Below are 20526 nucleotides of genomic sequence, written 5' to 3'. Positions count from 1 at the left end.
AGGGAGTCGCAATCTATTGGATTTTCGCAATTTGTAGTCCGGATAAGGCGTTTACGCCGCATCCGGCATATTAGTTTACGCCGTTAACAGATTAGCAATCGTGCGCACACCAAGTCCCGTAGCACCCGCAGACCACTGTTCAACCGGCGCTTTACGGTAAGTCGCCGAGCAGTCGATATGCAGCCAGCCTTGCTGATAGTTCTCAACAAAGTGCGACAGGAAGCCCGCCGCCGTGCTCGCGCCTGCCGGGTACGCCGCGCTTCCGGTATTGTTCAGTTCGGCAAAGTTAGACGGCAGCTGGCTGCGGTGGAACTCCGCCAGCGGCAGACGCCAGAACGGTTCATTCTCCTGCGCGGCACTCGCCAGCAAGCGACCGGCAAGCGCATCGTCAAAACTGAACAGCGCGTGATAATCATTACCCAGCGCAGTTTTCGCCGCCCCGGTGAGGGTCGCCGCATCAATGATCAGTTCCGGTTTCTGCGCACTGGCATCAATCAGGCCATCGGCCAGCACCAGACGCCCTTCCGCATCAGTGTTCATCACTTCAACTTTTTTACCGTTGCGATAGGTAATAATATCGCCCAGTTTGAACGCGTTGCCGCTGATCAGGTTATCCGCACAGCAGAGGAACAGCTTCACGCGCTTGTTCAGTCCGCGCGTAATGGCAAACGCCAGCGCCCCGGTAACCGTTGCCGCGCCGCCCATGTCCGACTTCATCGAGTCCATAAATGCGGTCTGTTTGATGCTGTAGCCGCCGGAGTCAAAAGTGATACCTTTACCTACCAGGCACGCGTACACTGGCGCTTCTTTATCGCCAGTCGGGTTGTAATCCAGCGCCAGCAATACCGGAGAACGTTCTGAACCGCGTCCGACCGTGTGCAGCCCCATATAACCTTGATCACGCAGATCTTCGCCTTTGGTGATCCGGTAAGTCACACGATCGCCCGCGACATTGCTGATCAGATCAACAGCACGCTGTGCCAGTTGCGATGGCCCCAGCTCTTCCGCCGGTGCGTTAATGGTGTCACGCACCCAGTCGATGATCATCAGGCGGTTATCCAGTTCCTGGCGCTGGACATCGTCCAGATCCGGCCACTCCACTTTACGCGTGCCTTTCGGGGCTTTGTAACCTTGCCAGAATGCCCAGCAACGATCCGCATCCCAGCCTTCACCGCTTAGCTGAACATGTTTGATGCCCAGACCGTCAATCTTGCGCGCCGCACGCTGGATCAGCCCCAGATCGTCCGCTCCGTTCAAGTGCAGGGTAATGCCATCATTATTAATGCTGTAAGTTGCTTTTTCTCCCCAGCGCGCATCGGCAGGTTGGGTAGAGAGGGTAATTTTCATCGCTTCTGTCATTTTAGTTATCCTTATTCGTTTAACAGCAAAACGGGCTACCCTCAGGCAGCCCGTTCATTCACTCGGCTTCGTCCAGCCAGACCAACAAAATCGCTTCGAGGATTTTCTCATTCGATGCCTGCGGGTCGTCGTCGAAATCTTCCAGAGCGCAAATCCACTGATGCATATCGGTGAATCGAACCATTTTCGGATCAATATCGGGATACGCATCGTACAGTGCTTCGCCAATTTCGCGGCTATCGGTCCACTTAAGTCCCATACTAACCTCTGTTAATGCTCACGCGCATGGTTGATAGTGTAACGCGGGATTTCGACCACTAAATCTTCGTCGGTAACGCGCGCCTGGCAGCTTAAACGGCTTTCCGGCTCCAGCCCCCAGGCTTTGTCCAGCATGTCGTCTTCCTGCTCTGAGCTTTCCGGCAGCGAGTCAAAACCTTCGCGAACGATGCAGTGGCAGGTGGTGCAAGCACAGGATTTTTCACAGGCGTGTTCAATCTCGATACCGTTACGCAGAGCTGCGTCGAGAATGGTTTCACCGCTATTAGCTTCCAGAACAGCGCCATCAGGACAGAGATCCTGATGAGGCAAAATAACAATCTTTGGCATATTAAACCTCGTCCACGGAATGGCCTTTCAGCGCACGACGAACCGACTGGTCCATGCGGCGAGCGGCGAAATCCTGGGTTTGTTTGTCTACGTTTTTAATCGCTTGTTCGATGGCGTCAACATCATCGCCCTGCGCCACTTCACTCAGGTGAGCGGCAGCATCGTCGATATCCTGACGTTCTGCGGCGCTTAACAGCGCGGCATCAGCAGCCAGCGCGCCGTGCAGACTTTCCAGCACACGCGCCGCTTCTACTTTTTGTTCTGCCAGCATACGGGCTTTTACGTCCTGCTCGGCATAGCTCATTGAGTCTTTGATCATCGAAGCGATTTCGCTATCGGTCAGACCGTAAGACGGTTTGACCTGGATAGACGCCTCAACGCCGGTGGATTTCTCCATCGCCGTCACGCTCAAAAGACCGTCGGCATCGACCTGGAACGTCACGCGAATATGCGCGCCGCCAGCCGGTAGCGCCGGAATACCTCGCAGCGCAAAACGCGCCAGCGAGCGGCAGTCCTGCACCAGTTCGCGCTCACCCTGCATTACATGGATAGACATCGCCGTCTGACCATCTTTAAAGGTGGTGAAATCCTGGGCGCGGGCTACCGGAATCGTGGTATTACGCGGGATCACTTTCTCCACCAGGCCGCCCATGGTCTCGAGGCCCAGCGACAGCGGGATCACATCAAGCAGCAGCATTTCGCTGTCCGGCTTGTTACCCACCAAAATATCCGCCTGAATCGCCGCGCCAATAGCGACGACTTTATCCGGGTCGATGGAAGTCAACGGTGGACGACCGAAAAATTCGCCTACCCGTTCACGCACCAGCGGCACGCGAGTAGAACCGCCCACCATCACCACTTCCAGCACTTCATCAGCTTCTACGCCCGCATCTTTCAGCGCGCGACGACAAGCCAGTAAGGTTCGTTTTACCAGTGGCGCGATCAGTTCATTGAATTGTTCACGGCTGATTTCGCCCTGCCAGCCCGCAACGTTAACGGTCACGGAGTCCGCATCACTCAGCGCGATTTTGGCTGCAATGGCGGCATCCAGCAGTTCACGCTGAACGCGGTTATCGCTACGATCAGGAATGCCCGCCTGCTCGCGAATGTAATCCGCCAGCAGATGGTCGAAATCATCGCCGCCGAGCGCGGAATCACCGCCGGTTGCCAGCACTTCAAACACGCCGCGACTTAAGCGCAGAATGGAAATATCAAACGTACCGCCGCCGAGGTCATAAACAGCGATCACGCCTTCCTGACCGGAATCCAGCCCGTAGGCAATAGCCGCAGCGGTCGGTTCGTTAAGTAAGCGCAGAACATGCAACCCCGCCAGACGCGCCGCGTCTTTGGTGCCCTGACGCTGGGCATCGTCAAAGTACGCCGGAACGGTGATAACGACACCATCCAGCTCGCCTGCCAGGGCTTCAGTTGCCCGCGCCGCCAGTGCTTTGAGGATGTCCGCAGAAACGCGCACTGGGTTCAGCAGCCCCGCCGCCGTTTCAATCATCGGCAGGCCGTTTTCGCTGGCCTGGAATTGATAAGGCAGATGCGGATAGCGTTGCTGGATATCAGCCAGCGAGCGCCCCATCAGACGTTTAACAGAACTAATGGTGTTGGCGGTATCGAGCGCTGCATTAGTACGCGCGTCATAACCCACCGAATGCCCTTGCTGTTGATAGTGAACAACAGATGGCAGCAGGTGACGGCCTTCATGGTCGGCTAACGTTTCGGCCTGACCGCTGCGCACTGTCGCCACCAGCGAGTTGGTTGTGCCCAGGTCGATACCGGCCGCCAGACGACGCTGATGCGGCGCAGCACTCAAACCAGGTTCACTAATTTGTAATAAGGCCATGTTTAGCTTCCAGAAATTAAAAATCGAGCAGTTTTTCTTCGAGTTGTTCGGCACTGCTTCGCAGTTTATCGAGAAAACGCAGCTTACGCACGGTATCCGCCGCCGCGTCCCACGTCTCGTTGTCTAACTGTTCAACCATCAACTGATGGCGGGTATCAAACATCTTTTTCACACGTTTGATAAAGCTTTCCAGCCGCGCTTCATCTTTCGCCTGTTCGATCTCGTCCAGTTCTTCGCGCAGTTCCAGCTGTTCCATCAGGAACGCGGTGTCGCGCACAGTATGCTGCTCGCAGGCGAGATCAAAACCGTGCAAAGAAAGTAAATATTCCGCGCGCATTAACGGATGACGCAGCGTTTGCCAGGCCTGGTTAATGGTTGCAGATTGCTGTACGGCGGCGAGTTGTTCCGCCTGGCTTCCGCTGGCGAATTTATCAGGATGATACTGACGTTGTAGATCCTGAAAACGCAGGCTCAGTGCCTGGGTATCGAGTTGATAACGGGCAGGCAAGCCAAAGAGGGTGAAGTAATCCATAACATTCTCAGGGCTGCGATCCGCCGCGATAACGGCGAATCAGGTAAAACAAACCCCACGCGCAGGCGACCACGGTGGGGTTATCGGTATGCGCATCAAACGTGGAAGCTTTCGCCGCAACCACACTCATCTTTAACGTTCGGGTTGGTGAATTTAAACCCTTCGTTCAGGCCTTCTTTTACGAAGTCCAGCTGCGTACCGTCCAGAAATTGCAGGCTTTTGCCATCGACCACGACTTTCACGCCTTTGTCTTCAAACACGATGTCTTCCGGCGTCGGTTCGTCAACAAATTCCAGTACATAAGCCATACCTGAACATCCGGAGGTTCTCACGCCCAGACGCAGGCCAAACCCTTTGCCACGGTTAGCCAGAAAGGTATTTACTCGCGCTGCTGCACTGTCGCTCAGTGTAATCGACATAACCAAACCTCAACTCTTATTTTGCTTCACGTTTGCTTTTATAGTCCGCAATGGCGGCTTTGATCGCGTCTTCTGCCAGAATAGAACAGTGAATTTTCACTGGCGGCAGTTCAAGTTCTTCAGCAATATCGGTGTTTTTGATCGCCTGCGCTTCGTCGAGAGACTTCCCTTTCACCCATTCGGTGACCAGGGAGCTGGAAGCGATAGCAGAACCGCAGCCGTAAGTTTTAAAACGCGCGTCTTCAATGATACCTTCATCGTTGACTTTAATCTGCAACTTCATCACGTCGCCACAGGCCGGTGCACCCACCATGCCGCTGCCGACGTTCTCGTCGTTGTTGTCAAAAGAACCCACGTTACGCGGATTCTCGTAATGGTCGATAACTTTTTCGCTGTAAGCCATTATAAATTCTCCTGATTCCGATACCGATTAATGATGTGCCCATTCGATGCTGTTCAGATCCACGCCCTGCTTGTACATTTCCCACAGCGGAGAAAGGTCACGCAGACGACCGATGGATTTACGAACTAACTCGATGGTGTAGTCGATCTCTTCTTCAGTAGTAAAACGACCTAAAGAGAAACGGATAGAGCTATGTGCCAGCTCGTCGTTCAGCCCCAGCGCGCGCAGCACGTAGGACGGTTCGAGGCTTGCTGACGTACAGGCGGAACCTGAAGAAACCGCGAGGTCTTTCAGCGCCATAATCAGCGACTCACCTTCAACGTAGTTGAAGCTGACGTTGAGAATGTTCGGCGCACCGTGTTCCAGGTCACCGTTCAGGTAAACTTCTTCGATATCTTTGATGCCGTTCCACAGACGGTTACGCAGGCCGCGCAGACGTTCCATCTCGGTCGCCATCTCTTCTTTTGCGATGCGATAGGCTTCGCCCATACCAACGATCTGGTGAACAGGCAGAGTGCCGGAACGCATACCGCGCTCGTGACCGCCACCGTGCATTTGCGCTTCGATGCGTACGCGCGGTTTACGACGCACATACAGCGCACCGATACCTTTCGGGCCATAGATTTTGTGACCGGAGAATGACATCAGGTCAACTTTCAACTGGCTCAGGTCGATAGGCAGTTTGCCCACGCTCTGGGTTGCATCAACGTGATAGATAATGCCGCGAGCACGGCACATTTCGCCGATAGCCGCGATATCCTGCACCACGCCGATTTCGTTATTCACGTGCATGATAGAAACGAGGATGGTGTCGTCACGCATCGCTGCTTCAAGTTCTTTCAGGTCGATAATGCCGTTACGCTGCGGTGCCAGGTAGGTGACTTCGAAACCTTCGCGCTCCAGCTGACGGCAGGTATCCAGTACCGCTTTGTGTTCGGTTTTGCTGGTGATGATGTGCTTGCCTTTTTTCTGATAAAAGTTGGCTGCACCTTTGATCGCCAGGTTGTCAGATTCGGTTGCACCAGAGGTAAAGACGATTTCACGCGGGTCAGCGCCGACCAGATCTGCAATCTGATTACGGGCGATATCAACCGCTTCTTCAGCCTGCCAGCCGAAACGGTGAGAACGGGAGGCCGGGTTACCAAAGGTTCCGTCCATCGTCATAAACTGCATCATTTTCTCGGCAACACGCGGGTCCACCGGCGTGGTTGCGGAGTAGTCGAGATAAATCGGTAATTTCATTGCTCTATAAACTCCGTACATCACTCAATGCAAGGAACCAGGCTACCGGCTGGATGTACGACCGTGTTTACGGAGTGTTTAGCACTCCGGCCTGATTCTGAATTCTTTTTATTAAGCGCGTAACTTAACGTCGATCGCGTCTTGTGTGCGGGTGCGTGGCGCGTCGTGAGTATGCTGACGACCAGACACATCCAGCACTTCCTGGTTATTAACCAGTTCGCCTAAAGTAATGTTATTGAGAAAACCGGTAAGACGGTCGCTCAAATCACGCCACAGCGCGTGGGTCAGGCATTTATCGCCGCCCTGGCAGCCGCCTTTACCCTGACAACGGGTGGCATCTACAGATTCGTCAACGGCGCTAATCACTTCGCCAACGGCGATGCTGCTGGCATCTTTGCCTAACAGATAACCACCGCCTGGTCCACGTACGCTGGAAACCAGACCATTTTTACGCAGACGGGAAAACAGTTGTTCCAGATAAGAAAGGGAAATTCCCTGACGTTCGGAAATATCAGCCAACGGTACCGGGCCCGCTTCAGAGTTGAGCGCAACGTCAAGCATTGCGGTCACGGCATAGCGCCCTTTAGATGTCAGTCTCATGTCTTACTTCACCTCAAACTCGCCCCTGCCCGGGGTTTTTTATTGTAAAAGTGGGGGTATTGCATAGCAGGGTCAAGTCTGACATTCCCGAGTAAATTGGTCAACTATTTACTTGACTGATTTAGTCGGGTATTTAACCTTCAGTGCCATTTTTTTATCGTGGCGTTTGTACCTGTTGTCGGATGCGGTGTGAACACCTTATCCGACCTGGGATTCCGTGCACTTACAAGCCTGATAAGACGCGTTAAGCATCACATCAGGCAACCACTGTTATTCGGCCTTGTTACCTTTATTCTGCTGCTCAATAGAAGCCAGAATCCCGCGCAGGATATTCAATTCCTGGCTTTCCGGGCGTGCACGGGTAAACAGACGGCGCAATTTATTCATCACCTGCCCCGGATGGTTTTCACGGATAAAACCGGTTGCCAGCAGCGTTTGCTCCAGATGACCATAAAAACGCTCCAGATCATCGACCAGCGGATACGGCGTCTCTTCATGCTCGACCTGCTCGCCATTTTCCTGAGTTGCCAGCCAGGCCATGCGCACTTCATAGGCAATAACCTGAACCGCCATCGCCAGGTTCAGCGAACTGTATTCCGGGTTCGCGGCAATCGCGACATGATAATGGCATTTCTGCAACTCTTCATTGGTCAAGCCAACACGCTCACGACCAAAAACCAGCGCCACCGGGGTATTTGCCGCTTCAGCGACGCTTTTCAGACCGCATTCGCGCGGGTCGAGCATCGGCCACGGCAGCGTGCGGGAACGTGCGCTGGTGCCCACCACCAGGCTACAACCAGCCAACGCTTCGTCGAGCGTATCGACGATGTGAGCATTACCAATCACATCGCTGGCCCCTGCTGCCAGGGCAATCGCCTGGGAGTCAGGTTTCACCAGTGGATTAACCAGCCACAGATTGGTTAATCCCATTGTTTTCATGGCACGGGCAACAGAACCCATATTGCCGGTGTGTGACGTCTCCACCAGCACAATTCGAATATTTTGCAGCATTGTCTTTCTTCGTCTAAAGATTATTCGCGCATCTTATCATAAAACGAAGACAGATGCCGATCTCGCTGCTATACTCTGCGCCGTTTTCCCGTTCTTTAACATCCAGTGAGAGAGACCGATGCATCCGATGCTGAACATCGCCGTGCGCGCAGCGCGCAAGGCGGGTAATTTAATTGCCAAAAACTATGAAACCCCGGACGCTGTAGAAGCGAGCCAGAAAGGCAGTAACGATTTCGTGACCAACGTAGATAAAGCTGCCGAAGCGGTGATTATCGACACGATTCGTAAATCTTACCCACAGCACACCATCATCACCGAAGAAAGCGGTGAACTTGAAGGTACCGATCAGGATGTTCAATGGGTTATCGATCCACTGGATGGCACTACCAACTTTATCAAACGTCTGCCGCACTTCGCGGTATCTATCGCCGTTCGTATCAAAGGCCGCACCGAAGTTGCTGTGGTATACGATCCTATGCGTAACGAACTGTTCACCGCCACTCGCGGTCAGGGCGCACAGCTGAACGGCTACCGTCTGCGCGGCAGCACCGCTCGCGATCTCGACGGTACTATTCTGGCGACCGGCTTCCCGTTCAAAGCAAAACAGTACGCCACTACCTACATCAACATCGTCGGCAAACTGTTCAACGAATGTGCAGACTTCCGTCGTACCGGTTCTGCGGCGCTGGATCTGGCTTACGTCGCTGCGGGTCGTGTTGACGGTTTCTTTGAAATCGGTCTGCGCCCGTGGGATTTCGCGGCAGGCGAGCTGCTGGTTCGTGAAGCGGGCGGCATCGTCAGCGACTTCACCGGTGGTCATAACTATATGCTGACCGGTAACATCGTTGCTGGTAACCCGCGCGTTGTGAAAGCCATGCTGGCGAATATGCGTGACGAGTTAAGCGACGCCCTGAAGCGTTAATGACTCTGGCGGGTGATGTCACTCACCCGCCCTCGCCTTTCAGGCGCTATTCCGAAATACTTCCTCACCGCTTTACTTTCTTTCGTCACTCTCCCACCATCTTTCCCCGATTAATGGATGATAAAGAAGTCGCAAGGAAAGGTTATGGCGCTGCCAGTGAACAAACGCGTTCTCAAAATTCTGTTTATTCTCTTTGTTGTTGCCTTCTGCGTTTATTTAGTGCCGCGCGTCGCCATCAACTTCTTCTATTATCCTGACGATAAAATATACGGTCCCGACCCCTGGCCGGCGGAATCCGTCGAATTTACGGCTAAGGACGGTACTCGTCTGCAAGGCTGGTTTATTCCTTCTTCGACGGGCCCTGCTGATAACGCCATTGCTACCATTATTCATGCTCACGGCAATGCCGGAAATATGTCCGCCCACTGGCCGCTGGTCAGTTGGTTACCCGAGCGTAATTTCAACGTTTTTATGTTTGATTATCGCGGGTTTGGTAAATCAAAAGGAAAACCTTCTCAGGCAGGGTTATTAGACGATACGCAAAGTGCCATCAATGTGGCGCGCCATCGCAGTGATGTAAACCCACAACGGCTGGTGCTGTTCGGGCAGAGTATTGGCGGGGCGAATATTCTTGATGTTATTGGTCAGGGTGATCGTGAAGGCATACGTGCGGTGATCCTCGACTCCACATTTGCCTCTTATGCGACCATCGCCAACCAGATGATCCCCGGCAGTGGCTACTTACTTGATGAGAGTTACAGCGGCGAAAATTACATCGCCAGCGTCAGCCCGATCCCGCTTTTACTCATTCACGGTAAAGCTGATCACGTTATCCCATGGCAGCACAGCGAAAAGTTGTATAGCCTGGCAAAAGAGCCAAAACGGTTGATCCTAATCCCGGATGGCGAACACATTGATGCTTTTTCTGATCGTCACGGCGATGTTTATCGCGAACAGATGGTGGATTTTATCCTTAGCGCGTTGAATCCGCAGAACTAACCCATGATCGCTAGCACGATAATCATTCACAAAACCACCTTAAGACATGCTAATCCACTGGTCAGAACAGTTTAAGATGAGAAAAATTCTGTGACGCTTGCCAACATTTCTGATGATTAGCATTCCCTTCGCCATTTCCCTGAGCAAACTTTAGCTATTCTTATCAATTATGCTTATGGGAGATCTACAGATGATGCCTACGCTTGCTCCACCATCTGTCCTTTCGGCTCCCCAGCGCCGCTGCCAGATCTTGCTGACACTCTTTCAGCCGGGGTTGACCGCCACCACGGCAACTTTCAGCGAGCTTAATGGTGTGGATGATGATATTGCCAGTCTTGATATCAGCGAAACAGGACGGGAGATCCTGCGCTATCATCAACTCACACTGACTACTGGTTATGACGGTAGCTACCGGGTTGAAGGTACAGTGCTTAACCAACGTTTGTGTTTATTTCACTGGCTACGACGTGGTTTCCGTCTGTGTCCGTCATTTATTACCAGCCATTTCACCCCCGCCCTGAAGAGTGAACTGAAGCGGCGCGGAATTGCGCGTAACTTTTACGACGATACCAATCTACAAGCGTTAGTGAATCTCTGCTCCCGACGGCTGCAAAAACGCTTTGAAACGCGCGATATTCATTTCCTGTGTCTGTATCTGCAATATTGTTTGCTGCAACACCACGCTGGAATTACGCCTCAGTTTAATCCGCTCCAACGTCGCTGGGCGGAATCCTGCCTTGAATTTCAGGTAGCGCAGGAAATTGGACGCCACTGGCAGCGTCGGGCGCTCCAGCCTGTACCGCCTGATGAGCCACTGTTCATGGCATTACTTTTTTCCATGTTGCGGGTTCCCGATCCACTGCGGGATGCGCATCAGCGGGACAGACAACTGCGTCAGTCTATCAAACGTCTGGTAAACCATTTTCGTGAGCTGGGAAATGTTCGTTTTTATGATGAACAGGGGTTGTGCGATCAGCTTTATACCCACCTCGCCCAGGCGTTAAATCGCAGTTTGTTTGCCATCGGTATTGATAACACCCTGCCGGAAGAGTTCGCCCGCCTGTATCCACGCCTGGTGCGCACCACCCGCGCGGCGCTGGCCGGATTTGAAAGTGAATACGGCGTCCATCTTTCTGATGAGGAAAGCGGTCTGGTCGCGGTGATTTTCGGTGCCTGGCTAATGCAGGAAAACGACCTGCATGAGAAACAGATTATTCTACTGACCGGGAATGATAGCGAGCGAGAAGCGCAGATTGAGCAGCAGCTACGCGAACTAACGTTACTGCCGCTCAACATTAAACATATGTCGGTAAAGGCATTTTTGCAGACAGGCGCTCCGCGCGGCGCGGCACTGATTATTGCTCCTTATACCATGCCGTTACCGCTCTTTTCACCACCGCTGATCTATACGGACCTGACGTTGACAACACATCAACAGGAGCAGATCCGCAAAATGCTCGAATCAGCATGAGGGAACAACTTTCGGGCGCAAAAACATTGCCGGAAGCGCCACCAGCGCCATCACCCAGAACACGCCGTGGCCGAGATATTGATACAGGAAACCGGCGAAAACGGTCATGATGGCGATACTGCCGCCCATCGCGACGGCAGAGTAAACCGCCTGTAAACGGATGACTTCGCTACCCTGGCGAGCAGCAATGTAGCGCATAGCGGCCAGATGGCACACGGTGAAGGTGCCGCAATGCAAAATTTGCACCATAATCAACCACAGTAGCTCAGTGGTTGCCCCCATAATTCCCCAACGCAATACCCCACATACTGCCGAGATCAGCAACATATCACGGGCGCTACAACGGCGGAAAAGCTTATTACTCAGCGCAAAGATAATGACTTCTGCCACCACGCCCAGCGACCACAAATAGCCCACCGCCGAGGCCGAGTAGCCAGCTGCCTGCCAGTAAATGGCGCTAAAACCGTAATAGGCCGCATGTGCCCCCTGCAATAAACAAACGCAGGCCAGAAAGCGCCAGTTCTGGCGAACCAACGCCAACCACGCAGACCAACCGGTGCTCTCCTGCTGGCGGCTTGCCCCTTGTGGCTGAATCGTCGGACGGATGAGAAAGCCGAGCAGCATGGATGCCACGCCCAACGTCAACAGCGCGAGGATCACCCGATAATCAAACATACTGACCAGTTTGCCCGTCAGCGCCGAGCCAATGACAAACGCTACCGAGCCCCACAGTCTCACTTTGCCGTAATCAAGCGGGAACTGCTTTTGCCACGTATTCGCCAGTGCATCGGTCAACGGTACCAGCGGTGAGAAAAAGAGGTTAAAGCCAATCATCACCAGCATCAGCCACGCTACGTGCGCCCCCGCCCAGAAGGCGACAGCAAAGAGAAGTGTCAGCAGTGCCAGCACGCGCAAGGCGGAAATCAGGCGGGAAGGATCGCTGACGCGGGGCGCGATGAGCAAACTCCCGAGGAAACGGGCAACCAGACCCGCCCCCAATAACAGGCCGATGGTTTCTGGCGTTAAACCAATACCTTTAAGCCAGACGCTCCAGAAAGGTAGAAAAATGCCGTAACTAAAAAAGTATGTGAAATAGCCGAGCGCCAACCAGCGCGTGGATTGCAAAACCATGAGTCCCTCCCGTCAGGAGGCGTTAGTCTGGGGTTAATCGAATGTTGGTGCAAGTTGAAAAATAAGAATATTCGAGCCTGCTTCCCGATGTCTGTAACACCAGTTCACAAGCACTAAAAAACTGCGATCCGCGACGCATGTTGCAAAAATAATGCGTAATTATGCCGTTACGCTTGCCAAACGTTCCTGCACAATGGCGATGAAATCGCGTAATGCCGGCTTCATCTCCCCTTTCTTCCACGCCATCAGTAAAGCAATGGCAGGCACATTTCCGGCAATGGGTCGAAATACCACCTGGCCGGTATTAAAATTATTCATATAACCGGGTATCAAAGTGACGCCCAGCCCCATCCCCACCAGATTCATGGTCACCAGAATATTCGTTGCCACCTGGACGATATTTGGCTGGCTGTTTTCTTGCGCAAACCACGCTTTAACGATCGGCGCAAGCGAACCGGAATACGCTGGATCAGTACTGACGAAATTCACGCCATCCAGTTGCGCGGCAGTGATCTCTTTTTCATGTGCTAAAGGGTGATCAACCGGTAACACCACCACTAATGGTTCGTCAAAAAGCTCCAGATAATCAATCTCCGGGCTATAAACGGGATGGCGCATTAAGCCGACGTCGAGTTCACCACGGCGAATTTTTTCTTCCTGTTCCGTGGTGATTAAACTCACCAGCTCAATTAAGGTGTCTGGCTGTCTGAGACGAAACATCGGTAATACTTTTGGCAGTAAATTCACTTCCGCCGATGGCACAAAGCCAATGGTTAATTGTCTGTCTTCCTGAACAATTTTCCGCGCCCGTAATTTGGCATTTTCCGCTTGTTCGAGGATTGCCAGCGCGTCCTGGAGAAAACATTCTCCCGCCGCCGTCAACGCGACTTTGCGCTTATCCCTCACCAGTAACGGAACACCGACACAGTTTTCAAGATCGCGGATCTGGCTGCTTAACGAAGGCTGTGAGGTATGCAGTTTTTCCGCCGCACGGGTAAAGTTCAGTGCCTGCGCCACTGCGACGAAATAGCGTAAATGCCGTAGTTCCATCACCTTCCCCTTGTTATCGAAAAAACGTCTCAGCTGGTAGAAATTAACTATTTCACATATCAGCAACCAACCAGCAACATCCTTATGGCACAAAAATAGAAGGTCAATACATCTTATCTTTCAGGATTAAAAAATATGACCACACCCTCAGATTTGAACATTTACCAACTGATTGACACCCAAAACGGTCGGGTCACTCCGCGTATTTATACCGACCCGGACATTTACCAACTGGAGCTTGAGCGCATTTTCGGTCGTTGCTGGCTATTTCTCGCCCACGAAAGCCAGATCCCAAAACCTGGTGATTTCTTTAACACCTACATGGGGGAAGATGCAGTTGTCGTGGTGCGCCAGAAAGACGGCAGCATCAAGGCGTTTCTCAACCAGTGCCGCCACCGGGCCATGCGTGTGAGTTATGCAGATTGCGGCAACACTCGCGCCTTTACCTGTCCGTATCACGGCTGGTCTTATGGCATTAACGGCGAGTTGATCGATGTACCGCTGGAACCTCGCGCCTACCCACAAGGGTTGTGTAAATCCCACTGGGGACTAAACGAAGTTCCTTGTGTGGAGAGTTATAAAGGGCTGATTTTTGGCAACTGGGATACCAGCGCACCGGGCCTGCGTGATTACCTTGGTGACATTGCCTGGTATCTGGATGGCATGCTGGATCGTCGCGAAGGCGGCACCGAAATTGTCGGCGGCGTACAAAAGTGGGTGATCAACTGCAACTGGAAATTCCCGGCAGAGCAGTTCGCCAGTGACCAGTATCATGCTCTGTTCAGCCATGCTTCTGCCGTTCAGGTATTAGGGGCGAAAGATGATGGCAGCGATAAGCGTCTCGGTGATGGACAAACTGCCCGCCCGGTGTGGGAAACCGCCAAAGATGCGCTGCAGTTTGGTCAGGACGGTCACGGCAGCGGTTTCTTCTTTACTGAAAAACCGGATGCTAATGTCTGGGTCGATGGCGCAGTTTCCAGCTATTACCGCGAAACCTATGCCGAAGCAGAACAACGTTTAGGTGAAGTTCGTGCCCTGCGCCTGGCGGGTCATAACAATATTTTCCCCACGCTTTCATGGCTCAACGGCACTGCCACGCTCCGCGTCTGGCATCCGCGCGGCCCTGATCAAGTCGAAGTGTGGGCGTTCTGTATTACTGACAAAGCTGCCTCCGATGAAGTTAAAGCCGCTTTTGAAAACAGCGCCACTCGTGCTTTTGGTCCTGCTGGTTTTCTCGAGCAGGATGACTCGGAGAACTGGTGTGAAATCCAGAAATTGCTTAAAGGCCACCGCGCCCGCAACAGCAAACTGTGTCTGGAAATGGGGCTTGGTCAGGAAAAGCACCGCGACGACGGCATTCCTGGCATTACTAACTATATCTTTTCAGAAACGGCCGCTCGTGGAATGTACCAACGCTGGGCCGATCTTCTGAGTAGCGAAAGCTGGCAGGAAGTGCTCGATAAAACCGCCGCTTACCAGCAGGAGGTGATGAAATGAGTGCGCAAGTTTCACTGGAGTTACATCACCGCATTAGCCAGTTTCTCTTTCACGAAGCCAGTCTGCTGGATGACTGGAAATTTCGTGACTGGCTGGCACAGCTCGACGAAGAAATTCGTTACACCATGCGCACCACAGTTAACGCGCAAACACGCGACCGCCGCAAAGGCGTCCAGCCACCAACGACCTGGATTTTTAATGACACTAAAGACCAGCTGGAGCGGCGAATCGCCCGTCTGGAAACGGGCATGGCCTGGGCAGAAGAGCCGCCATCACGCACTCGTCACTTAATCAGCAACTGCCAGGTAAGCGAAACCGACATCCCAAACGTATTTGCTGTGCGGGTGAATTATCTACTTTATCGGGCACAAAAAGAGCGCGATGAAACATTCTATGTTGGAACGCGTTTCGACAAAGTTCGCCGTCTGGAAGATGACAACTGGCGCTTGCTGGAACGGGATATCGTCCTGGATCAAGCGGTGATCACTTCCCATAACCTGAGTGTACTGTTCTGATGAATCGAATTTATGCGTGTCCCGTTGCGGATGTGCCGGAGGGTGAGGCTCTCCGGATCGATACCTCGCCCGTCATCGCCCTGTTCAACGTAGGCGGCGAGTTTTATGCCATTAACGATCGTTGCAGCCATGGTAATGCGTCGATGTCAGAAGGGTATCTGGAAGATGACGCCACGGTGGAGTGCCCGCTGCACGCCGCCAGTTTTTGCCTGAAAACGGGGAAAGCATTATGCCTGCCCGCCACCGATCCGCTAACCACTTATCCAGTACACGTTGAAGGTGGTGACATCTTCATCGACTTACCGGAGGCGCAGCCATGAGCGATCTGCATAACGAGTCCATCTTTATTACCGGCGGCGGATCGGGATTAGGCCTGGCGCTGGTCGAGCGATTTATCGAAGAAGGCGCGCAGGTTGCCACGCTGGAACTGTCGGCGGCGAAAGTCGCCAGTCTGCGTCAGCGATTTGGTGAACATATTCTGGCGGTGGAAGGCAACGTGACCTGTTATGCCGATTATCAACGCGCGCTCGATCAGATCCTGACTCGTTCTGGCAAACTGGATTGTTTTATCGGCAATGCGGGCATCTGGGATCACAATGCCTCACTGGTTAATACTCCCGCAGAGACGCTCGAAACCGGCTTCCACGAGCTGTTTAACGTCAACGTACTCGGTTACCTGCTGGGCGCAAAAGCCTGCGCTCCGGCGTTAATCGCCAGTGAAGGCAGCATGATTTTCACACTGTCAAATGCCGCCTGGTATCCCGGCGGCGGTGGCCCGCTGTACACCGCCAGTAAACATGCCGCAACCGGACTTATTCGCCAACTGGCTTATGAACTGGCACCGAAAGTGCGGGTGAATGGCGTCGGCCCGTGTGGTATGGCCAGCGACCTGCGCGGCCCACAGGCGCTCGGGCAAAGTGAAACCTCGATAATGCAGTCTCTGACGCCGGAGAAAATTGCCGCCATATTACCGCTGCAATTTTTCCCGCAACCGGCGGATTTTACGGGTCCGTATGTGATGTTGGCATCGCGGCGCAATAATCGCGCATTAAGCGGTGTGATGATCAACGCTGATGCGGGTTTAGCGATTCGCGGCATTCGCCACGTAGCGGCTGGGCTGGATCTTTAAGGAAGCACGATGAAAGAAAAAACGATCATTATTGTCGGTGGCGGGCAAGCGGCGGCAATGGCTGCGGCCTCGCTACGCCAGCAAGGGTTCACCGGTGAGCTGCATCTGTTTTCCGATGAGCAACATCTTCCTTATGAACGCCCCCCGCTCTCGAAATCCATGTTGCTGGAAGATTCCCCACAGTTGCAGTCTGTGTTACCCGCTCACTGGTGGCAGGAAAACAATGTTCATCTGCATTCCGGTGTAACCATCAAAACATTGGGCCGCGACACACGAGAGTTAGTGTTAGCTAACGGCGAAAGCTGGCACTGGGATCAGCTTTTTATAGCAACCGGCGCGGCAGCCAGACCGCTGCCGTTGCTTGATGCACTGGGAGAACGCTGCTTTACTCTGCGCCATGCCGGCGATGCCGCCAGACTGCGAGAAGTTCTGCAGCCCGAACGGTCAGTCGTGATTGTCGGTGCCGGAACTATTGGTCTGGAACTGGCTGCCAGCGCCACGCAGCGTGGATGTAAGGTGACAGTGATTGAACTGGCGGCAACCGTCATGGGCCGTAATGCACCACCGCCCGTGCAACACTATCTTTTACAGCGCCATCAGCAGGCTGGTGTGCGCATTCTGCTCAATAATGCCATTGAACATGTGGTCGATGGTGAAAACGTAGAACTGACGCTGCAAAGTGGCGAAACGCTTCGGGCCGATGTGGTGATTTACGGTATTGGTATCAGCGCCAACGACCAACTGGCTCGCGAGGCCAACCTTGATACTGCCAATGGCATTGTCATTGATGAGGCTTGCCGCACCTGCGATCCCGCGATCTTTGCCGGTGGCGATGTGGCAATCACCCGTCTTGATAATGGTGCACTACACCGCTGCGAAAGCTGGGAAAACGCCAATAACCAGGCGCAAATTGCCGCTTCCGCAATGTTGGGGCTACCGCTTCCGCGACTGCCGCCGCCGTGGTTCTGGAGCGATCAGTACAGTGATAACTTACAGTTTATTGGCGATATGCATGGCGATGACTGGCTTTGTCGTGGCAACCCGGAAACTCAGAAGGCGATTTGGTTTAATCTGCAAAACGGCGTGCTTATCGGTGCAGTCACGCTGAATCAGGGCCGTGAGATTCGCCCAATCCGCAAATGGATCCAGAGCGGCAAAACGTTTGATGCGAAACTGCTGACAGATGAGGACATCGCGCTTAAATCACTGTAACCAGGATAATTAGCGAATATCTAAACTCCTGGGGCGTGGCGAGGTGCCAGAGTGTGTATTACGTTTAAATCACATTATCTTGCAAAGGGATTGGTTATGAACTCACTACGTTATTTTGATTTTGGTGCTGCACGCCCCGTTTTGTTATTAATTGCCCGTATCGCCGTGGTCTTAATTTTCATTATTTTTGGTTTTCCCAAAATGATGGGCTTTGACGGTACGGTCCAATATATGGCCTCGCTGGGCGCGCCAATGCCGATGCTGGCAGCGATTATTGCGGTAGTTATGGAAGTGCCCGCCGCGATATTAATCGTGCTTGGCTTTTTCACCCGTCCGCTGGCGGTGCTGTTTATTTTCTACACGCTGGGTACAGCGGTAATTGGTCACCATTACTGGGATATGACCGGCGATGCGGTTGGGCCAAATATGATTAATTTCTGGAAGAATGTCAGTATCGCTGGCGCATTCCTGCTGTTGGCAATTACCGGGCCGGGGGCGATTTCTCTCGATCGGCGTTAGGAAAGATGCCGGATGCGGCGTGAACGCCTTATCCGGCATTTTATAAATTACAGTAACGCAACCCGCAACGACATCTCTGAAGTTGTTGATTCCCCTGGTGCAAGCGCAATGAGATCACCACCTTCCGGGCGATGATGATCATCTGGCGCATGGCTCATCGGTTCCAGACAGAAGAAATCAAACGCATATCCTTTATCAAACGCCGGGTCGGAAACAAAGATGAAATAACACGGTGCAGGCCGCGTCGTTTCCATGATGATGGCATAACCCTCCTGCGGCTGCTCGATGCGGGCCTTACCATTCCATCCGGCAAAACCATTGTTTACCCACTGGCGCGGCAACGGCGTGAGCTGGTTAAAATCCAGTTCCTGCGGTAGCTGCTCGCAAAACTCACCCGCCAGCCACTGCTCCCGCTCCAGCCAGTAACCGCTCGCCTGTGCCTGAATCCGCGTTTGCGGCGACAACGGAAAATAAGGATGCCAGCCGGTACCAAATGGCAGCGTCTCTGCCCCTTGATTGGTGACAGCGAGCGTCACTGTCAGCGTATCCGCCGTTAAATGAAATGCCTGGCTTACCCGATAGTGATAAACACCGCTGAGATGTTCATACACCAGACACAAGCTATCATCGCTGCGCGAGACACATTGCCACTCGCCCAACCAGCCATCGCCGTGTAGATAATGCGCATCCCACTCAACATTCGGTTGCAGTTGATACTCACGCCCCTGCCAGACAAAACGATTGCCGCTCACCCGGTTTGCAAACGGCACCAGCGGAAAACAAGAGGCATCGGTTGCCACACCGCTTTTTTTACCGGGACGTAAGAGCGGCGTCGCGTCACGCCAGAAGCCTTCGATGACGCCGCCCCGGTCAGAAACGTCCAGCTTTAGCGGCCCGTGAGATAAGGTATAGATGGTCATCCGCTAACTCCTTAATCCGGGAAGTTAATCACAACTTTCCCGCATTTGCCGCTCGCCATCAGCGCATAGGCATCTCCTGCCTGTTCCAGTGAGAAGCGATGGGTAATGGCATTACGCGGCCACAGTTTCCAGTCCGTTAAATCGTGGGCGCATTTTTCCATATGGAACAGACTGGTCACCCAGGAGCCAATAATCCGCCGTTGATGATGCATCAGATCAGCGCTAACCTCGAACTCCACTTTTCCGGTTTCCCCGATGTAAACCACCCGTCCCCAGTCAGCGGTGGATTGCAGTGCCAGTAAGCGACCTGCGGCATTACCGGAACAATCAAGCGCAACATCCGCGCCGCCGTGAGTGAGTTCGGCGATTATCTGCGGCAGACCTTCGGTAGTCGCTAAATAGCCGTGATCCATCACTCCTAACTGTTTCGCCATCGCCAGACGTTCCGGCAACATATCAACGCCGATGATCCTTTTTGCACCGCGACCTTTTGCCAGCATCATCGCCATCATGCCGACCGGCCCCAGACCGACCACCAGCACGTTATCACTGCCGGAAACTTCGCCGCGCAAAATCCCTTCATACGCTGTACCAACGCCGCAACTGATAAACGCACCATCTTCGTAACTCAGTGCATCCGGCAGGAGGATCAGATCTTTTTCTTCCGCCAGCAGGTATTCAGCATGGCCGCCGTCACGCTGCCAGCCGTAAGCCGCTTTTCCTTCGCCAGTACAAGAGATAGGAAAACCACGACGGCAGTTCGGGCAAAAACCACAGCCAGAAATGTGATACACCAGCACACGGTCGCCCTCTTTAAAATGGCGGCAGCCTTGCCCCATCGCCACAATTTGCCCGCACGGTTCATGACCGTTGATAAATCCCTGGTATAACGGTTTATCGGGTGCCGCCGCCGTAGCGCGGTGCTGGTGGTAGATATAGTGGACATCGCTTCCGCAAATTCCGGAGGATTTCATTTTGATCAGTACCTGGTTAATACCCGGCGTCGGCACCGCAACTTCCCGCAGATCGACGGTCGAATTTCCTGGTAAATAAGCTGCCAGCATCGTTTTCATAAATCCCTCATTAACAATACGATTAATTTTCATCCCTGCCGCACCCGCGCCAGGGGCGTTAAGG

23 protein-coding genes are annotated in these 20526 nt (G+C 53.3%); 9 read left to right on the top strand and 14 right to left on the bottom strand.

From position 1 onward, the window contains the following. Positions 1–75 precede the first annotated feature (75 nt). The 10 genes from pepB to trmJ form a co-directional block, all read right to left on the bottom strand. Positions 76–1359 (bottom strand): aminopeptidase PepB, encoded by a 1284-nt coding sequence (gene pepB / locus ACJHWR_RS12250; RefSeq protein ID WP_000133588.1) that lies wholly within the window; start codon positions 1357–1359, stop codon positions 76–78. A gap of 58 nt (positions 1360–1417) precedes the next feature. Beyond that, positions 1418–1618, bottom strand: a complete 201-nt coding sequence (gene iscX / locus ACJHWR_RS12245; protein ID WP_000523611.1) for a Fe-S cluster assembly protein IscX — start codon at positions 1616–1618, stop codon at positions 1418–1420. Between the two features lie 11 nt (positions 1619–1629). Continuing rightward, complete coding sequence (fdx, locus tag ACJHWR_RS12240) at positions 1630–1965, bottom strand: ISC system 2Fe-2S type ferredoxin (protein WP_001124469.1); 336 nt, start codon at positions 1963–1965, stop codon at positions 1630–1632. 1 nt (position 1966) lies between these two features. Then, positions 1967–3817, bottom strand: a complete 1851-nt coding sequence (gene hscA, locus ACJHWR_RS12235; RefSeq protein ID WP_001196609.1) for a Fe-S protein assembly chaperone HscA — start codon at positions 3815–3817, stop codon at positions 1967–1969. A gap of 16 nt (positions 3818–3833) precedes the next feature. Beyond that, on the bottom strand, positions 3834–4349 hold the full coding sequence (gene hscB / locus ACJHWR_RS12230) for a co-chaperone HscB (protein ID WP_000384408.1): 516 nt from the start codon (positions 4347–4349) through the stop codon (positions 3834–3836). Positions 4350–4444: 95 nt separating this feature from the next. Further along, on the bottom strand, positions 4445–4768 hold the full coding sequence (gene iscA / locus ACJHWR_RS12225) for an iron-sulfur cluster assembly protein IscA (RefSeq protein ID WP_000028953.1): 324 nt from the start codon (positions 4766–4768) through the stop codon (positions 4445–4447). Positions 4769–4784: 16 nt separating this feature from the next. Then, entirely contained in the window at positions 4785–5171 is a 387-nt protein-coding gene (gene iscU / locus ACJHWR_RS12220; RefSeq protein WP_000331707.1) for a Fe-S cluster assembly scaffold IscU, read from the bottom strand. A 27-nt stretch (positions 5172–5198) separates the two neighbouring features. After that, positions 5199–6413: a cysteine desulfurase gene (iscS, locus tag ACJHWR_RS12215; protein ID WP_001295373.1), complete on the bottom strand. Its 1215-nt coding sequence runs from the start codon at positions 6411–6413 to the stop codon at positions 5199–5201. A gap of 111 nt (positions 6414–6524) precedes the next feature. Further along, positions 6525–7013: a Fe-S cluster assembly transcriptional regulator IscR gene (gene iscR, locus ACJHWR_RS12210; protein WP_001241357.1), complete on the bottom strand. Its 489-nt coding sequence runs from the start codon at positions 7011–7013 to the stop codon at positions 6525–6527. 270 nt (positions 7014–7283) lie between these two features. Beyond that, entirely contained in the window at positions 7284–8024 is a 741-nt protein-coding gene (gene trmJ, locus ACJHWR_RS12205) for a tRNA (cytosine(32)/uridine(32)-2'-O)-methyltransferase TrmJ (RefSeq protein WP_000940019.1), read from the bottom strand. Positions 8025–8142: 118 nt separating this feature from the next. Here trmJ and suhB point away from each other — a divergent pair, with 118 nt between their 5' ends. The 3 genes from suhB (at position 8143) to csiE (ending at position 11416) form a co-directional block, all read left to right on the top strand. After that, positions 8143–8946 carry an inositol-1-monophosphatase gene (gene suhB, locus ACJHWR_RS12200; protein WP_000553451.1) on the top strand — a complete coding sequence of 268 codons (804 nt, stop codon included), beginning with the start codon at positions 8143–8145 and terminating at the stop codon, positions 8944–8946. A 144-nt stretch (positions 8947–9090) separates the two neighbouring features. Further along, on the top strand, positions 9091–9945 hold the full coding sequence (locus ACJHWR_RS12195) for an alpha/beta hydrolase (RefSeq protein WP_233336598.1): 855 nt from the start codon (positions 9091–9093) through the stop codon (positions 9943–9945). A 190-nt stretch (positions 9946–10135) separates the two neighbouring features. Then, positions 10136–11416 (top strand): stationary phase inducible protein CsiE, encoded by a 1281-nt coding sequence (csiE, locus tag ACJHWR_RS12190; protein WP_000983022.1) that lies wholly within the window; start codon positions 10136–10138, stop codon positions 11414–11416. Here the strand turns inward: csiE and ACJHWR_RS12185 are convergent. Beyond that, on the bottom strand, positions 11408–12547 hold the full coding sequence (locus tag ACJHWR_RS12185; RefSeq protein WP_000244188.1) for a 3-phenylpropionate MFS transporter: 1140 nt from the start codon (positions 12545–12547) through the stop codon (positions 11408–11410). The genes csiE and ACJHWR_RS12185 overlap by 9 nt on opposite strands. Positions 12548–12706: 159 nt before the next feature. Beyond that, positions 12707–13597: a DNA-binding transcriptional regulator HcaR gene (gene hcaR / locus ACJHWR_RS12180; RefSeq protein ID WP_000423250.1), complete on the bottom strand. Its 891-nt coding sequence runs from the start codon at positions 13595–13597 to the stop codon at positions 12707–12709. Positions 13598–13732: 135 nt separating this feature from the next. Here hcaR and hcaE point away from each other — a divergent pair, with 135 nt between their 5' ends. The 6 genes from hcaE to ACJHWR_RS12150 all read left to right on the top strand — a co-directional run bounded on the left by hcaE (position 13733) and on the right by ACJHWR_RS12150 (position 18469). Continuing rightward, the gene (gene hcaE / locus ACJHWR_RS12175; protein WP_000211170.1) at positions 13733–15094 is read left to right on the top strand and encodes a 3-phenylpropionate/cinnamic acid dioxygenase subunit alpha; all 1362 of its coding nucleotides are present in this window, start codon (positions 13733–13735) and stop codon (positions 15092–15094) included. Further along, positions 15091–15609, top strand: coding sequence for a 3-phenylpropionate/cinnamic acid dioxygenase subunit beta (gene hcaF / locus ACJHWR_RS12170; RefSeq protein WP_001276076.1), 519 nt, complete (start codon positions 15091–15093; stop codon positions 15607–15609). The genes hcaE and hcaF overlap by 4 nt, the downstream gene beginning before the upstream one ends. Then, positions 15609–15929: a bifunctional 3-phenylpropionate/cinnamic acid dioxygenase ferredoxin subunit gene (locus ACJHWR_RS12165; RefSeq protein ID WP_001080102.1), complete on the top strand. Its 321-nt coding sequence runs from the start codon at positions 15609–15611 to the stop codon at positions 15927–15929. The genes hcaF and ACJHWR_RS12165 overlap by 1 nt, the downstream gene beginning before the upstream one ends. Further along, positions 15926–16738, top strand: coding sequence for a 3-phenylpropionate-dihydrodiol/cinnamic acid-dihydrodiol dehydrogenase (hcaB, locus tag ACJHWR_RS12160; RefSeq protein ID WP_001281368.1), 813 nt, complete (start codon positions 15926–15928; stop codon positions 16736–16738). Before ACJHWR_RS12165 ends, hcaB begins: the two co-directional genes overlap by 4 nt. 9 nt (positions 16739–16747) lie before the next feature. Beyond that, positions 16748–17950, top strand: coding sequence for a phenylpropionate dioxygenase ferredoxin reductase subunit (gene hcaD / locus ACJHWR_RS12155; RefSeq protein ID WP_000660760.1), 1203 nt, complete (start codon positions 16748–16750; stop codon positions 17948–17950). 96 nt (positions 17951–18046) lie between these two features. Then, positions 18047–18469, top strand: coding sequence for a DoxX family protein (locus ACJHWR_RS12150; protein ID WP_001087250.1), 423 nt, complete (start codon positions 18047–18049; stop codon positions 18467–18469). A gap of 47 nt (positions 18470–18516) precedes the next feature. Here ACJHWR_RS12150 and ACJHWR_RS12145 read toward each other — a convergent pair whose 3' ends face one another. Next, positions 18517–19389 carry an aldose 1-epimerase gene (locus ACJHWR_RS12145; protein WP_000158523.1) on the bottom strand — a complete coding sequence of 291 codons (873 nt, stop codon included), beginning with the start codon at positions 19387–19389 and terminating at the stop codon, positions 18517–18519. A gap of 11 nt (positions 19390–19400) precedes the next feature. Further along, on the bottom strand, positions 19401–20495 hold the full coding sequence (locus ACJHWR_RS12140) for a zinc-dependent alcohol dehydrogenase family protein (protein ID WP_000700787.1): 1095 nt from the start codon (positions 20493–20495) through the stop codon (positions 19401–19403). Between the last annotated feature and the right edge of the window lie 31 nt (positions 20496–20526).

The sequence above is a fragment of the Escherichia sp. WS568 genome (assembly GCF_046486085.1).
In the GTDB taxonomy this organism is placed as follows: domain Bacteria; phylum Pseudomonadota; class Gammaproteobacteria; order Enterobacterales; family Enterobacteriaceae; genus Escherichia; species Escherichia coli.
The sequence above is the reverse complement of the archived record's forward strand: the minus strand, read 5'-3'. Positions and strand labels throughout refer to the sequence as shown.